General features: G+C 61.3%; 13 protein-coding genes. 9 read left to right on the top strand and 4 right to left on the bottom strand.

The annotated features are described in order from the left end of the window. Nucleotides 1-153 precede the first annotated feature (153 nt). Both NKH54_RS09355 and NKH54_RS09350 read right to left on the bottom strand, forming a co-directional pair. Nucleotides 154-543, bottom strand: a complete 390-nt coding sequence (locus NKH54_RS09355; protein ID WP_023670696.1) for a DUF427 domain-containing protein — start codon at nt 541-543, stop codon at nt 154-156. A gap of 159 nt (nt 544-702) precedes the next feature. Continuing rightward, nucleotides 703-1062 carry a hypothetical protein gene (locus tag NKH54_RS09350; protein ID WP_023670697.1) on the bottom strand — a complete coding sequence of 120 codons (360 nt, stop codon included), beginning with the start codon at nt 1060-1062 and terminating at the stop codon, nt 703-705. A gap of 312 nt (nt 1063-1374) precedes the next feature. On the opposite strand from NKH54_RS09350, the gene NKH54_RS09345 reads away from it, so the two are divergent. Both NKH54_RS09345 and NKH54_RS09340 read left to right on the top strand, forming a co-directional pair. Further along, on the top strand, nt 1375-3003 hold the full coding sequence (locus NKH54_RS09345; RefSeq protein ID WP_023703205.1) for a fatty-acid--CoA ligase: 1629 nt from the start codon (nt 1375-1377) through the stop codon (nt 3001-3003). Between the two features lie 122 nt (nt 3004-3125). After that, on the top strand, nt 3126-3908 hold the full coding sequence (locus NKH54_RS09340) for a DUF1499 domain-containing protein (RefSeq protein ID WP_023703206.1): 783 nt from the start codon (nt 3126-3128) through the stop codon (nt 3906-3908). A 2-nt stretch (nt 3909-3910) separates the two neighbouring features. On the opposite strand, the gene NKH54_RS09335 is transcribed toward NKH54_RS09340, so the two are convergent. Beyond that, nucleotides 3911-4819, bottom strand: coding sequence for an MBL fold metallo-hydrolase (locus NKH54_RS09335; RefSeq protein ID WP_023692735.1), 909 nt, complete (start codon nt 4817-4819; stop codon nt 3911-3913). A 117-nt stretch (nt 4820-4936) separates the two neighbouring features. On the opposite strand from NKH54_RS09335, the gene NKH54_RS09330 reads away from it, so the two are divergent. From NKH54_RS09330 to NKH54_RS09300, 7 genes are all read left to right on the top strand, one after another. Next, a complete protein-coding gene (locus tag NKH54_RS09330; protein WP_023703207.1) occupies nt 4937-5530 on the top strand; it encodes a biotin transporter BioY in 594 nt (197 codons plus the stop codon). A 272-nt stretch (nt 5531-5802) separates the two neighbouring features. Continuing rightward, nucleotides 5803-6684 (top strand): glucose-1-phosphate thymidylyltransferase RfbA, encoded by an 882-nt coding sequence (gene rfbA, locus NKH54_RS09325; RefSeq protein ID WP_023698135.1) that lies wholly within the window; start codon nt 5803-5805, stop codon nt 6682-6684. A gap of 1 nt (nt 6685) precedes the next feature. After that, complete coding sequence (gene rfbC / locus NKH54_RS09320; protein WP_023687179.1) at nt 6686-7240, top strand: dTDP-4-dehydrorhamnose 3,5-epimerase; 555 nt, start codon at nt 6686-6688, stop codon at nt 7238-7240. A gap of 25 nt (nt 7241-7265) precedes the next feature. Then, on the top strand, nt 7266-8360 hold the full coding sequence (rfbB, locus tag NKH54_RS09315; RefSeq protein ID WP_023670704.1) for a dTDP-glucose 4,6-dehydratase: 1095 nt from the start codon (nt 7266-7268) through the stop codon (nt 8358-8360). Beyond that, nucleotides 8357-9328, top strand: coding sequence for a dTDP-4-dehydrorhamnose reductase (gene rfbD, locus NKH54_RS09310; RefSeq protein ID WP_353028093.1), 972 nt, complete (start codon nt 8357-8359; stop codon nt 9326-9328). The genes rfbB and rfbD overlap by 4 nt, the downstream gene beginning before the upstream one ends. Continuing rightward, entirely contained in the window at nt 9325-13875 is a 4551-nt protein-coding gene (locus tag NKH54_RS09305; RefSeq protein WP_353028092.1) for a glycoside hydrolase family 99-like domain-containing protein, read from the top strand. Before rfbD ends, NKH54_RS09305 begins: the two co-directional genes overlap by 4 nt. Beyond that, nucleotides 13872-14855: an NAD-dependent epimerase/dehydratase family protein gene (locus tag NKH54_RS09300; RefSeq protein WP_353028091.1), complete on the top strand. Its 984-nt coding sequence runs from the start codon at nt 13872-13874 to the stop codon at nt 14853-14855. The genes NKH54_RS09305 and NKH54_RS09300 overlap by 4 nt, the downstream gene beginning before the upstream one ends. Nucleotides 14856-14918: 63 nt before the next feature. Here the strand turns inward: NKH54_RS09300 and NKH54_RS09295 are convergent. Further along, nucleotides 14919-15067, bottom strand: a 149-nt coding sequence (locus NKH54_RS09295) for a transposase (protein WP_353028245.1), incomplete at its 5' end; no start/stop codon positions are given.

Raw genomic sequence — 15067 nt, 5'->3', positions numbered from 1 at the left:
GCAGGCAGTTTCACCGCCTTTGGACTGACGTCGCCGACGTTTGAGATTAGCCGAGGCCTCTGAGCTTCGTCATCCCAGGATGAAACAGGAGCGAAGCTCCGTCGCGAAGACCCTGGGATGACGAAGCGAGCAACGGCGGCTTGAGTCGCTTGCTCAGGCCGGTGCTGCTTCGATCGTCACCCTGTCGGGATAGAAGGCGCCGTGGTCGCGAATCTCAGCCATTTCGTCGAACGGCTGCTCATAGCCCCACATTGCGTCCTTGCCGGTCTCGCTGGCCGGCAGCACGCTCCAGTAGCTGGCGTCGCCCTTGTAGGGGCAGTGGGTCGACAGGGTGGTTTTGCCGAGCTGGGTGAAGTCGATGTCTTCGAAGGGGATGTAGAATGCCTGGCGGTAGGGCGGTTCGGACAGAAGCTTCGCCCGCGTCGATGAGGCGATCACCGTATCGCCGGCACGCACGACCACGGTACCGCGATAGGGTTCGACGGTGATGACCTTGCCGGGATTGCTCTGAAAGCCGGGGGCGGGGTTGGCGATCTGGTCCATGCGGGGTTCTCCTTGTTCGATTGGGAGCACAGTCCGATTGAGAGCGTGCGGGATGCTTCCCATGTCTCTAAAATGTGTCTGGAGAACCCGTTGCGCAAGCCTTCGCCAGTAGCCCAGAGCTGGCCTTCCGATCACTAAAAACGATCCCGCGTGGAATGCTCAGGCTGCGGTCTTGAACACGTCCATGAGGCCGGCATAGGCCGCGGCAATACCGGCTACCGGGTTGGTGCTTCTTGACGTCGTCTCGACCTTCAGTGGGCCGCCGCCTGTCGGCAAGGTGAGCAGCAGGAACTGGCGATTGCCGCCATCGCCGATCGATGCGGCGGCGACATGCTGGCCTTCGCCTTCGTTCTGGACGCACATTTTGAACAGCAGCGTGCCGCCGACCGCTTCAAGGGCGCCGCCGACCACCTCGACAAATTCGTCTTCGGAGACCTTTTTGGCCTCCGGCACGAGATCGGCCAGACTTGCGGCAAGCGTGTCTTCAAGCTCTTTGTCGTCGAGTTGAATATCGTCCAACTGCACGTCTTGGGCCTCGCTGTCATCCAGCTGCCTGTCGTCGATCTGCCTGTAATCGATCTGCTTGCCGTCGATCTGCTTGCCGTCGAGCTGCGTGTCCATGCGAACCTCTTTCAGTCGCCAATCCGCACCCCTACCCCGTTAACGAACCTTAACGTCGACGATGGCCGGATTGTGGCGGTTTTCCCCGCCTTTCGATCACTGCTTGCTTCAGCCGTTAACGGTTGGAGACGTCATGGCTGGACAATCCGTCCGTTCGTCCCACAATGGAACAAAAGACGGGAAAAACGAGGAAGCAATGGGAGGAACCAGATGCTCGGACTGATGCAGGAATGGCCGCTGCTCTGCCACAAGCTGATCGACAATGCCGAGCGGCAGCACGGGACGCGCGAGATCGTCTCGCGCTCGATCGAAGGTCCTGTCGTTCGCACCACCTATGCTGAAGTTCATCGCCGCGCGCTCAAGGTCGCTCAACGGTTGGAGCGCGATGGCTTTGTGCTCGGCGACCGCATCGCGACCCTGGCCTGGAACACGGCGCGCCACATAGAGGCCTGGTACGGCATCATGGGCATCGGCGCCATCTACCATACGCTCAACCCGCGTTTGTTCCCCGAGCAGATCGTCTGGATCATGAACAATGCGCAGGATAGAGGGATCTTCGTCGACCTGACCTTCATGCCGCTGCTGGAAAAGATCGCCGGCGCGGTCAAATCGCTGAAAAAGGTGATCGTCCTGACCGACAAGGCGCATCTGCCTGAAACGACGCTGTCGAATGTGGTTGCCTATGAGGACTGGTTGAACGAGGCCGATGGCGACTTCGCCTGGAAGGTTTTCGGCGAAAACACCGCAGCCGGCATGTGCTACACCTCCGGCACGACGGGCGATCCCAAAGGTGTGCTCTACAGCCACCGCTCGAATGTGCTGCATGCCATGATTGCTGCCATGCCCGACGCCATGGGCCTCTCCGCGCGGGACACGATCCTCCCCGTCGTGCCGATGTTTCATGCCAATGCCTGGGGCCTTGGCCAGAGCGCGCCGATGATCGGCGCCAAGCTGGTCATGCCCGGTTGCAAGATGGACGGCGCCTCGATCTACGAGCTGCTCGACACCGAGAAGGTGACCTTCAGCGCCGCCGTGCCGACCGTCTGGATGATGCTGCTGCAGCATCTGGAAGACACCGGCAAGAAGCTTCCCTATCTCAGCAAAGTCGTCATCGGCGGCTCGTCCTGCCCGCGCGCCATCATCAGGAAATTCCAGGACAATTACGGTGTCGAAGTCATCCATGCCTGGGGCATGACCGAAATGTCACCGCTCGGCACGCTGTGCACCATGAAGCCGCAGTATCAAGCGCTCGAGGGCGAGGACCGGCTCGATATCCAGGGCAAGCAGGGCTACCCGCCCTTCGGGGTCGAGATGAAGGTGACGGATGACGACGACAAGGAACTGCCTTGGGACGGCAAGACCTTCGGCCGGCTGAAGGTGCGCGGTCCAGCCGTCGCCAGCGCCTATTATGGCGGCGTCGGAGCCGAGCAGTTCGACAAGGACGGCTGGTTCGACACTGGCGATGTCGCCCATATCGATTCCGGCGGCTACATGCAGATCACCGATCGCGCCAAGGACGTCATCAAGTCGGGCGGCGAGTGGATATCGACCATCGACCTGGAGAACCTCGCCGTCGGCCATCCCGATGTCGCCGAGGCCGCGGCGATCGGCGTCCATCATTCGAAATGGGGCGAGCGGCCCTTGCTGGTCGTGGTCGCCAAGCCCGGCAAGGAGCCGAGCAAGGCCGATATACTGGCGTTCATGGACGGCAAGGTGCCGAAATGGTGGATACCCGACGACGTCGCTTTCGTCAGTGAAATCCCGCACACCGCCACCGGCAAGATCCAGAAGATCACCTTGCGCAAGCAGTTCAGCGACTACCGCCTGCCGACGGATTGACCGGGACCGTGCGTTTCCTTGACCTTCAAGCTACCGGCCGCAAAAACGTTAGGGCAGGGGATGTTCAATTTGAGCATCCTTTGCTCTAAGCGTCTGTGCGGGTTGGGGCGGTGCTGAAGACAATGGAAATTGACGAGCGGCAGACATCGAAGGCGGCCGGCTGGTCGCGGCGCACGGGCGCTTTTGCCCTGGTCCTGCTGCTCACCGTGCTGGCCGGCCATCATTTCGAACTGGTCGAAACGCCGGCCTTCCTGTGGGTGCTGGCGATCGTCGCCTTGCTTGCCGCGTTCGCTTTGCTGTTTGCCGGCCTCGCTTTGTCCCGGCTGTGGCATTTCGGTGACCGTGGCGGCCGCGACCTCTCGGTCGGCGCCCTGCTGGCGCTGCTGGTGCTGACGCCCTACGGCTTTGCCACCTATTTGGCGGCGACCACGCCGCCCCTGAGGGACATTTCGACGGACCTCGACAATCCGCCGGTGCTCGAGACCAGCGACCGCACCAAGGACATGAACGTGCTCGCGCCGCCAACGCCTGGCGAAGTGCGCCTGCAGGCCGACGCCTATCCGCTGGTCACCGGGCACAGCTACAATCTGCCGTTCGAAACCGTCGTCGACGCCGTTGAAACCGTGCTCGACCGCCGCGATTGGCAACTTACTGCGCCATATCCGGTGACGGACGGTCAAGACGAGGTGACGATATCGGCCGTTGCCCGGAGCTTCGTCGTAGGCCTGCCCGCCGACGTCGCCATCCGGGTCAGCAATGATGGCGACACCATCGTCGTCGACATGCGCTCAGCCTCCCGCTACGGCCGCTACGACCTCGGCGACAATGCGGCGCGCATCGTCGGGTTCCTCGCCGAACTCGACCAGGAGGTTGCAGGGCAGGTGGGTGCCGCGCCGGCTGAGTAGTTCTACCCCACCGGCACAAAAACGCCGTCGATGGCCGGGTCACCCTGGGTAGCAACCAGGCCGCGCGCCACCAGGTCCTCGAGATGGGCAAGCACCGACAGGCCGGCGGCGCCATGCAGGCGCGGGTCGGTGTCCCGGTAGATAGCCTTGACCATGTCCGGGATCGTCCGGTCGCTGTCGCGGATCCGTTCGAGGATCGCCCGTTCGCGCATCTTGCGATGGGTCTTGAGGCCGCGCATGAAGCTGCGCGGCGCGGTCACCGGGCCGCCATGGCCGGGCAGCAGCAGGCGATCGCCGCGCGCGATCAGCCTGTCGAGCGAGGCCATGTAGTCGGCCATCGCTCCGTCCGGCGGCGCCACGATCGATGTCGCCCACGCCATCACATGGTCGGCTGAAAACAGGATGCCGGTGCCTTCGAGCGCAAATGCCGCGTGATTGGCGGTGTGGCCCGGCGTCAGCACCGTCCGGATCGTCCAGTCATCGCCCTCGACCAGCGCATTGTCGGGCAACGCGATCTCCGGGACGAAAACCGTGTCGGCGCTGGCGTCGAGCGGGTTGATCTCGCCGATCCGCAGCGGCCTTGCCGGGCGGTGCGGGCCTTCGGCCAGTACAATAGCGCCGGTGTGCGCTTTCAGCCGGGCGGCCAGCGGAGAATGGTCGCGATGCGTGTGGCTGACGAAGATATGGCTGACCGGCCGGTTTGCGATCACCTTGAGCAGCGTCTGGAAATGCGCCTCGTCATCGGGGCCGGGATCGATCACCGCCAGCGTATCGCGCCCGACGATGTAGCTGTTGGTGCCGTGAAAGGTGAACGGGCTGGGGTTTTTGGCGGTGACGCGCAAGACGTCCGGCGCAACGGTGACGCCCTCGCCATATGCCGGATCGAAGCTGGTGTCGAATTTGAGCGCCATGGCGGTGTCGTTGAATCTCTGTTCAGGAAGACGGCAAAACTGATTGCCGCATAACACGGAAGCCAATATAGAAAAACGCAAGGCCGCGATCTGCGGCAATCCGGATTGGGGAAGACCATGGCACTTGCAACGACGATGCGCCCGCTTGTTTCTCTCGCTTTGCCCCAGGAGGGCGCGCAGCGCCTGGCAACCCAGCTTTTGCTGGCGATCGCCGGAACGCTGCTTTTGACCCTGTCGGCCAAGACGAAAGTCGTGCTCGGGCCGGTCGACATCTCGCTGCAGACGCTGGCCGTCCTGCTGATCGCCACTGCATTTGGCCTGCGGCTTGGCGTCGCTACCCTGCTTCTCTACATGGCCGAAGGCGCCATGGGCTTCCCGGTCTTCCAAAGCACGCCTGAAAAGGGCATCGGCATCGCCTACATGATCGGCGGCACCGGCGGTTATCTCGCCGGCTTCGTCGTCATGGCGGCCATTGTCGGCTGGGCCGCCGACCGCGGCTGGGACCGCCACCCGATCAAGTTGTTCAACGCCATGCTGGTCGCCGAAATCGTCATGATGGCCATGGGCTTTGCCTGGCTGGCCACCCTCATCGGCGCGGAAAAGGCGTGGCAGTTCGGCGTTTTGCCGTTCGTCCTCGGCGACCTGATCAAGGTTGCGCTCGCCGCCAGCCTGGTGCCGGCGGTATGGTCGCTGCTGCCCAAGCAGCCCTGAAACCGGACAAATGAATGAGCCGGCGGGTCCAAGGCCCGCCGGCTTTTTGTTGTCACGCGTCCGCCAGCCGATGGTGCAAGCCGGTTGCCAAATCGCCACGCCCATTTGCACCGTCAGCTTGTGCCTGGTCGGTCAAATTGCCGCGAGGCGGCAGATGCAGAGTAATTCTGGCGCCGATCCACGGCCGAGATTGAATTGACAAGCCATTGCGCGAAACCTAAGCACGGGCAACTTGATTTCGAGGCGGGGGCCGGTAATTCAAGGAGAGCTTGTTGAAGGGAATAATCCTTGCAGGAGGCAGCGGGACGCGTCTGTATCCCCTTACATTAGCGATCTCTAAGCAGATTCTGCCGATATACGACAAGCCGATGATTTTTTATCCGCTGAGCGTCTTGATGCTCGCCGGTATCCGCCAGATTTTGATCATTTCGACACCTCGCGACTTGCCGGTGTTTCGGGAGTTGCTGGGCGACGGTTCGGAATTCGGGGTCGAATTCTCCTATGCCGAGCAGGCGCAGCCCAACGGGCTTGCCGAGGCCTTCATCATCGGCCGCGACTTCATCGGCAAGGATAATGTGTCAATGATTCTCGGCGACAACATCTATTTCGGCGAGGGCCTGTCGCAGCTCTGCCGCACTGCTGCGCAGCGCCAAAGCGGCGCGTCGGTGTTCGCCTACCATGTCGAGGACCCGCAGCGCTACGGCGTGGTGTCGTTCGACAAGCTCAGCGGCACGGCTTTGACGATCGAGGAGAAGCCGCGGGAGCCGAAGTCCAACTGGGCGGTCACCGGCCTCTATTTCTACGACAATGAGGTCGTCGACATCGCGTCGACGATCAAGCCCTCGGCGCGCGGCGAACTCGAGATCACGGCGGTCAACAACGTCTATCTCGAGCGCGGGAAATTGCATGTGCATCAGCTCGGCCGCGGCTATGCCTGGCTCGACACCGGCACGCATGACAGCCTGCATGAAGCCTCTTCCTTCGTGCGCACGATCGAGCACCGCCAGGGGATCAAAGTCGCCTGTCCTGAAGAAATCGCTTTCGAGCAGGGCTGGCTGACCGCCGACAAGGTGCTTGAGCGCGCCACGCGCCTGGGCAAGAACGAATACGCCGCCTATCTGCGCCGGCGTGTCACCGAGCTGACGGAGACATAGGGTGCTGGAAGTCAGGCAGCTCGGTTTGGACGGCGTGCTGGAAATCGTGCCGAAGCGGCACGGCGATGCGCGCGGTTATTTCATCGAAACCTGGAATGCCGAGGCCTTTGCCGAGGCCGGCATCGATCTGCGTTTCGTCCAGGACAATCATTCCTATTCGGCTGCCGCAGGTGTCGTGCGGGGGCTTCACTATCAACTGCCTCCACGCGCGCAGGACAAGTTGCTGCGTGTGATCCGAGGCAAGATTCTCGACGTGGCGGTCGACATCCGCCGCAGCTCGAAAACCTTCGGCAAATGGGTCGCGCTCGAAATATCGGCCGAGAGAGGCAACCAGATCCTCGTGCCGAAGGGTTTCGCGCACGGTTTCGTCACGCTCGTGCCGGACACCGAGGTTCTGTATAAGGTCACCGACACCTATTCGCCGGCGCATGATCGATCGATCCGTTTCGACGATCCTGATATCGGCATCGATTGGCCGTCGCCGGCCGGCGCCTTCGAGCTCTCGGCCAAGGACCTCAAGGCGTCGGCGCTTGCTGAGGCCGAGGTGTTCGCATGACGCGCGACGATGTGAGGAGAGCGCCATGAATTTTCTGGTGACAGGCGGTGCCGGCTTCATCGGCTCGGCCGTGTGCCGGCATTTGTGCGCCAATCCCGCCTACCATGTGACCAATCTCGACAAGCTCACCTATGCCGGCAATCTGGCCTCGCTGCGCACCATCGAGAATGCACACAACTACAAATTTGCGCAGGCCGACATCTGTGACGAGCGGGCGGTTCTCGACATCCTCCACCGCGACGAGATCGACGTCGTCATGAACCTCGCCGCCGAAAGCCATGTCGACCGCTCGATCGACGGACCCGGCGCCTTCATCGAGACCAACATCGTCGGCACCTACCGGGTGCTGAATTCGGCGCTCGAATATTGGCGCGGCCTTGACGAGGACAGGAAGGCGCGCTTCCGCTTCCACCATGTCTCGACCGACGAGGTGTTCGGCGATCTGCCCTTCGATGGCGGCATGTTCGTGGAGGAGACGCCTTACGCGCCATCCTCGCCCTATTCCGCCTCCAAGGCCGCATCCGACCATCTGGTGCGGGCCTGGCACGAGACGTACGGCCTGCCGGTCGTGCTCTCCAACTGTTCGAACAATTACGGGCCTTATCACTTCCCCGAAAAGCTGATCCCGCTGGTCATCCTCAACGCGCTCGACGAAAAGCCGCTGCCGGTCTACGGCGCTGGCGCCAATGTGCGCGACTGGCTGTTCGTAGAGGATCACGCCCGTGCTCTGGAACTGGTCGCCACAAAGGGCCAGCCCGGCGAAAGTTACAATGTCGGCGGCAATTCCGAGCGTACCAACCTTGGCGTCGTCGAGACGATCTGCGGCCTGCTCGACATCAGGCGTCCGCGCAGCGGCGGCAGGAGCTACCGCGATTTGATCAGCTTCGTCACCGATCGGCCCGGCCACGACCGCCGCTATGCAATCGATGCCTCCAAGATCGGCCGGGATCTCGGTTGGGCGCCGGCGGAGAGTTTCGACAGCGGCCTTGCAAGGACCGTCGACTGGTTCCTCGACAACAAATGGTGGTGGGGACCGATCCGCGAGCAGCGCTACGCCGGCGAGCGGCTGGGGCAAGTCCGGTCGCGCGGCCAGGTTGAAGGCAGGAAGGGCGCGGCGTGAGGCTGGTTGTCACCGGACGCGACGGTCAGGTCGCTGCCAGCCTGCTGGAGGCCGGGCAGAGGCGCGATGGCATCGAGGTCGTCACCCTCGGCCGCCCAGTGCTCGATCTGGCGCGCCCCGATACGGTGTTCGACGCACTCGCGGCAGCGCGGCCGGATATCGTGGTGTCGGCTGCCGCCTACACCGCCGTCGACCAGGCCGAGGACGAGCCCGATCTTGCCTTCGCTGTGAACGCCGTCGGCGCCGGCAAGGTCGCCGAGGCGGCCGCGAAGCTCGGCGTGCCCGTAATCCATCTGTCGACCGACTACGTCTTCGATGGCACCAAGGACGGCGCCTATGTCGAGACCGACGCCACCGCACCGCTCGGCGTCTACGGCGCCTCCAAGCTTGCCGGCGAGCTGGCCGTGGCCGCCGTCAATCCGCGCCATCTGATCCTGCGCACCGCCTGGGTCTACAGCCCGTTCGGCAAGAATTTCGTGAAAACCATGCTGCGGCTGGCCGGCGACCGCGACGAGATCGCCGTGGTCGCCGACCAATGGGGAAATCCGACATCCGCACTTGATATTGCCGACGCGATCCTGCATGCGGCGGCGGTGTTGCGCGGCGACTTTGACGGCTACGGCATTTATCATCTTGCCGGCACCGGCGAGACCAGCTGGAGCGGCTTTTCCCGTCATATACTCGACACAAGCGCGCAATACGGCGGGCCCACAGCGCGGGTGCGTGACATCGCGACAGTGGACTATCCGACCAAGGCAAAGCGGCCCGCCAATTCACGGCTGTCGACGGCGAGATTCGCAGCCGTGTTCGAGTGGGCCGTGCCGGAGTGGCAAGTTTCTGCCCAAATTGTGATCTCCTGCTTGGCGGAACGGAATTTGGGGCTTCGATTGCGAGATGGCGCCACCGATTTGTTTCCAGAGCCCGCTCCAAGTGGTTTGACGCCGGTCAAGGACAGTCTGCAACAATGAAAAAGCCAACACGCTCGCCGAAGAGCAGCGGTCCGCAAAAGAATGTCGAATCGACAGATGCCGGTGGGCGGTTGCTTCGCCAACTCTACGGTGCCCATGACGGCAAAGTCTCGGACAAATGGTCGATTTATCTCGACGAGTATGACCGGATTTTTTCGAAATATCGAAATCAACCGGTCCGCATGCTCGAAATCGGAATCCAGAACGGCGGTTCGCTCGAGATATGGAGCAAATATTTTCCGCGCGCCGCGCTTATCATCGGCTGCGACATCAACCCAGCCTGCGGTCTGCTGAATTTTGATGACAAGAGGATCAGTGTTGTCGTCGGCGATGCCAATGCCGATGAAACGCACCGCCATATCCTTGAGAAATCCGGGGCATTCGAGATCGTCATCGATGATGGCTCACACAAATCTTCGGATGTCGTGCAAACCTTCTCGCGGTATTTTCCCCATCTTGCCGAGGGTGGAGTATTTGTCGTTGAAGATTTGCATACGAGCTACTGGCAGGATTTCGAAGGGGGTCTCTATGATCCGCTTTCCTCGATGTCGTTCTTCAAGCGGCTGCTTGACCTGATCAACCACCAGCATTGGGGACTGGAGCACAGTCGAACCGATGCCCTCGCGGCCTTCGCCGGCCACTACGGGATTGCATTCGACGAGACTACGCTGGCGTCCATCCATTCCATCGAATTCCTGAACTCGCTCTGCGTCATAACCAAACGGCCGCCCTTGGAAAACGTGCTCGGCCCCCGTTTTGTGGCCGGTCGGAGTGCTGTCGTTGCGCCAGACATCATGACCGTGGATGGCGCAGCCGCCATTGTCGCCGACGAGGCCAGAAATCCATGGTCCCTTCAATTGGTGACAATCGAGCAGGAGATTGCGGAAAATCGGAAAGCAGTCAGCCGACATGCGGCACATCTACGGGCGCTCGCCGACGAGCTTGTCGAAGCAAGAGAATTGCTGGCGAACAGCGAGGCTGAAACGGTCCGTGCAAAGTCCGAGGCTGCTGGCATTGCTGGGCAGCTTCAAGTCCTTGCGGGCGAGACAGCCCGCGCCAAAGCCGACGCCGCAGGCGTGGCCGAGGAACTTCAAGCCCTTAAGACGCAGCTCTCGGCTGCATATGCAAACTACAGCTTGTTGCTCTCCGACCGCGATCATGCCCGTTCGGAAGAGAAGCGCCTGCACGATGTGCTTGATGCCGTCTACGGCAGCACGTCCTGGCGTGTGACCCGTCCCTTGCGCGGGGTTAGGCGCGGTGTCGGGTCAATTGGTGACACGACGGGGAAGGTCCGCAGATCTGCCGCGCGTGGAGCCCATAAAGGCTGGCACTGGCTTCCGCTCCCGACTGGTGTCAAGCAGAGAGTGAAGAGCGCCGGTTTTTCGGCGTTCCCGTCGTTGTTCAACGCGACAAATGCCTACCGCGCCTGGAAGAATCTCCAAGCGCACGGCGACCCGGCAAGCGCTCCTCCGTCGTGGCAACCTCCTCTGTCCGGCTCAGGCTATCACGTGGCGCCGCCGGCAACCTATGTTCCGCGTCTCGAGGCTTCGCCGCTGCTGCGAAAACCCGTTCGGATGGTCGCTTTCTACCTGCCGCAATTTCATCCGATCCCGGAGAATGATGAATGGTGGGGAGAGGGTTTTACCGAGTGGACGAATGTCGGCCCGGCTCAGCCACAATTCGTTGGTCACCACCAGCCGCACGTACCCGATGAGCTTGGCTATTACGATTTGCGCGACGTGGTTGTTCAGCGCCGGCAGATCGAACTCGCCAAGCTCTATGGCATCGAAGGTTTCTGCTTCTACTTCTATTGGTTCGGTGGCAAGAGGTTGCTCGAAAAGCCGCTTGAAAACTGGCTGGCCGACCGGAGTCTGGACCTGCCGTTCTGCCTGTGTTGGGCAAACGAGAACTGGTCGCGCCGATGGGATGGCCTGGATCAGGAAATCCTCATCGCGCAGAACCATTCCGCGGAAGACGACCTCGCTTTCATTGCCGAAGTCGCCCCCTATCTTCGTGATCCGCGCTACATTCGTATCGATGGCAAGCCGTTGCTGCTCGTCTATCGACCGAGCTTGCTCCCGGCATCGGATCAGACAGCGCGGCGGTGGCGGACCTGGTGCCGCGAAAACGGCATAGGCGAGATATATCTCGCCTACACCCAATCCTTTGAAGCTGGAGACCCGGGTCAGTATGGATTCGATGCGGCTGTTGAGTTTCCGCCCAACAGATCATCACCGCCGAACGTCACGCATGCTGTGGTTCCGTTGCGAGACGATTTTTCTGCAAACGTCTATGACTGGTCGGTCTTTCCCCAGCGCAGCGAAAACTATCAGCCCCGCCACTACAAACTCTTTCGTTCGGTTTGCCCCGGCTGGGACAATACGGCACGTCGCAGGCAGGGCGCGGGCGTATTTATCAATAACACTCCGGACCTTTACCGAACGTGGCTGGAGAACGCCATTGAGGATACGCTCAGCCATGTCAGCGTGCCGAGCGAGCGGCTGGTCTTCGTCAATGCATGGAACGAGTGGGCGGAAGGTGCCCATCTAGAGCCGGATGCCGCAAACGGTTTCGCTTATTTGCAGGCGACCCGCGATGCTTTGGAGGCTGTGAACAGGAAGGCCAAGCCCCGTATTATCGTCGTTTCCCATGATGCTCATCCGCACGGTGCGCAATATCTGGCCCTGGCGATGGTTCGCGAGTTCGTGGCGCTGGGATTCGACGTCGAGGTAATCGTCCTGGGCGACGGTCCCATACTGCCCCGCTTCGCCGAAGTTGCAACCGTTCACCGAATAGCCCTCGACACCGAACCGTCGGACCGGGTGCTTGCCAAACTCCAGGCAATGCGCAGTGCAGGCGCCGAGGTCGCCATCGCAAACACGGCGGTATCTGGTCTCATTGTTCCAATGTTGAAGGAGGCAGGCTTCCGTACGGTGGCGCTGGTCCACGAACTGCCAGGGGTTTTGCAGCAGTACCATCTCGAGAAACACGCCGCGGCCATTAACCGGTACGCCGATACCGTCGTCGTTGCGGCTCCGATGGTGCAGTCGGGGTTTGAGCAATTCTTGGGTGAGCCACTCGGCAAGGCGGTCATCCGCCCGCAAGGCCTCGTGCGGAAAAACCCGTTCAAGCATCGGGCCGAAGAAGCCCGCCGCTTGGTCTGCGAACAGCACGGGCTCGCTCCAGACACTCGCTATGTTCTCGCTGTAGCCTTTGTCGACCACCGCAAGGGGCCGGACATTTTCATCGATATGGCGCAAGGAGTACTCCGCACACATCCCGATACGGCCTTCATCTGGGTTGGTCACTTCGACGCCGGCATGGAAGAACAGATTGCGTCCACGCTGGACAAGCGGAAGTTGACGGAGCGGGTGAAGTTCGTCGGTTTCGTCCAGGAGCCAATGGCATATTACGCAGGGGCGTCCGCTTACGCACTGACCTCGCGCGAAGATCCGTTTCCGAATGTCGTTCTGGAATCTGCGGAAGTCGGGGTGCCGGTTGTAGCCTTTCAAGGGGCGACTGGCGCGGCGGATTTCGTACTCGAACATGGCGGGCTGCTTGCTGAGAACCTGAACAGCAAGGATTTTGCGGCGAAGGTGCGTGATGTCCTGAACCGTCCGGCGCAACCGAGCGTCGCTGGCGTAGGATCCATGCGACAATATCTGCTGGATCTACTTCACCACGCGACCGGGCTTCAGCGGGTGTCGGTGGTCGTTCCAAACTACAACTACGCGCATCACCTGATGCAGCGGCTGAACAGCATCGCGGACCAGACCTGGCCAATCTATGAGCTTGTCGTGCTTGACGATGCCTCCACCGACGGAAGCGCCGGCATTGTAGACGCCTTCCTGGCCGAGCGGCCCGAACTTGATGGTGAGTTGATCGTCAACGAGCAAAACTCCGGCTCCGTGTTTCGGCAATGGGCAAAGGGGATCGCGCGATGCCGCGGCGATGTTGTCTGGCTTGCTGAGGCGGATGATTTTGCGGCGCCTGATTTTCTGAAGGAACTCGTACCGGCCTTCGCTGATCCTTCCGTAGTGATTGCCTACAGTCAGTCTCGCCAGGTGGACGGCGCTGGGTTTGCCCTTGCAGAGGACTACACCGCCTACACAAGCGATATCTCGAACAAGTGGTCCGCCGATTATGTGCGCAACGGTTCTGACGAAATCAGCGAGGCGATGGCGGTCAAGAACACGATCCCGAATGTCAGCGCCGCCCTCTTTCGCCGCACGGCTCTGAATAACGTGGTCGCCGACCTGGGTGAAGAGTTGTTCAGCTATCGCGTCGCGGGAGACTGGCTGGTTTACCTGCGGGTGCTGTTGCAAGGCAAAATCTGGTTCAGTGCAAAGCGGCTCAATTCTCACCGGCGTCATGCAAGCAGCGCGACGAGGGCAGAAATGGCGGAGGGGCACCTCGATGAGGTGCGGCGTATGCAAGAACTCGCGCGCTCTTTCGTAGGCATCTCTGCCGAAACACGAGATAAGGCCGATGCCTGGCTGGAGCACGTGCGCGTTCATCTCGGCGTTCAAGGTGCGGATGCTGCATGACATACGGTCAAGGCTCGCAGCCCAATCTGCGGAAAAAAGCGGTCATCCTGGGTGCCTCGGGCTTTATCGGGATTAATCTCGCACGCAAGCTCGTCGAAGAGGGTTTCGAGCTGACCTGCTTCGCGCACAAGGCATCCGAGCACTGGCCGACGTCGGTGCGGGTCATCCTTGGCGATTTGGTTGCCCCGCCGCGCCAGCTTCTGGAGGCGATGGAGGGAGCCATTGTCTTTCACCTGGTCAGTTCGACACGGCCGACGGCAAAAACCGAAGTGGCTGTAGCCGAGATCGCTACCAACCTGATGGCGACGGTAGGCTTGCTGGAGACCACGCAGGACGCAGACTGCCGCTGGGTCTTTTCATCGTCAGGCGGGACCGTCTACGGCCAGACGGATGCCGCGCTGATTTCCGAGGAGCATACGAATCTTCCGATCTCGTCCTACGGAACGGTCAAGCTTGCAATCGAGCGGTACTTCAGTCTCTACCGGACCTTGCACGGTACCGACTTTGTGGTAGCGCGGATATCGAACCCGTTTGGCCCCTTTCAATCTGCGGCGAAAGGGCAGGGGCTGATCGCAGCATTGTTCGAGAGAATTGGCGACGGGGCGCCGGTCGAAATCTGGGGCGACGGCAAAAATGTTCGCGACTTCGTTTACATCGACGACGTTACCGATGCTCTGACCTTGCTTGGGGAGCGCGGGAGACCGGGAGAGGTCTACAATGTCGGCTCAGGCGTGGGAACCAGCGTGATCGAGCTGGTGGCGAAAATATCGACCACCCTCGATACGCCATCGAAGGTCGTCTATGCCCCAGCCCGGGGTGTCGACGTACGCCGCAATGTGCTCGATATCGGCAAGATCAATCGCGAGCTGGGTTGGCGCCCGGGTCATAGCCTGGATGAGGGTATCGCTCTTACCCATCGCTGGCGGCAGGGCCAGGTTGTGTGCGTCAAGTTCTGCAAAATGGGGCAGCCATGGTCATGATGCTGGTTATGCGGCTTGGCGCAGAGCGAGCTTCTTGTGCTCGCGCAGGTCGTCCATGTTGATCTATCGGTTGGCCTCCATCCAGTTTTCATTGGTCTCGACGGCCAACGCCCTGACCAGGCGCAGGCAGCTTTCGGTATTGGGGAAGATGCGCACGACATAGGTGCGCCGGCGGATTTCCTCGTTGAGCCGCTCCAGCATGTTGGTGGATT

The sequence above is a fragment of the Mesorhizobium sp. M1004 genome, assembly GCF_040318795.1.
Lineage (GTDB): Bacteria > Pseudomonadota > Alphaproteobacteria > Rhizobiales > Rhizobiaceae > Mesorhizobium.
Note: the sequence above shows the minus strand (reverse complement) of the source record. Positions and strands in the feature narration are given on the sequence as shown.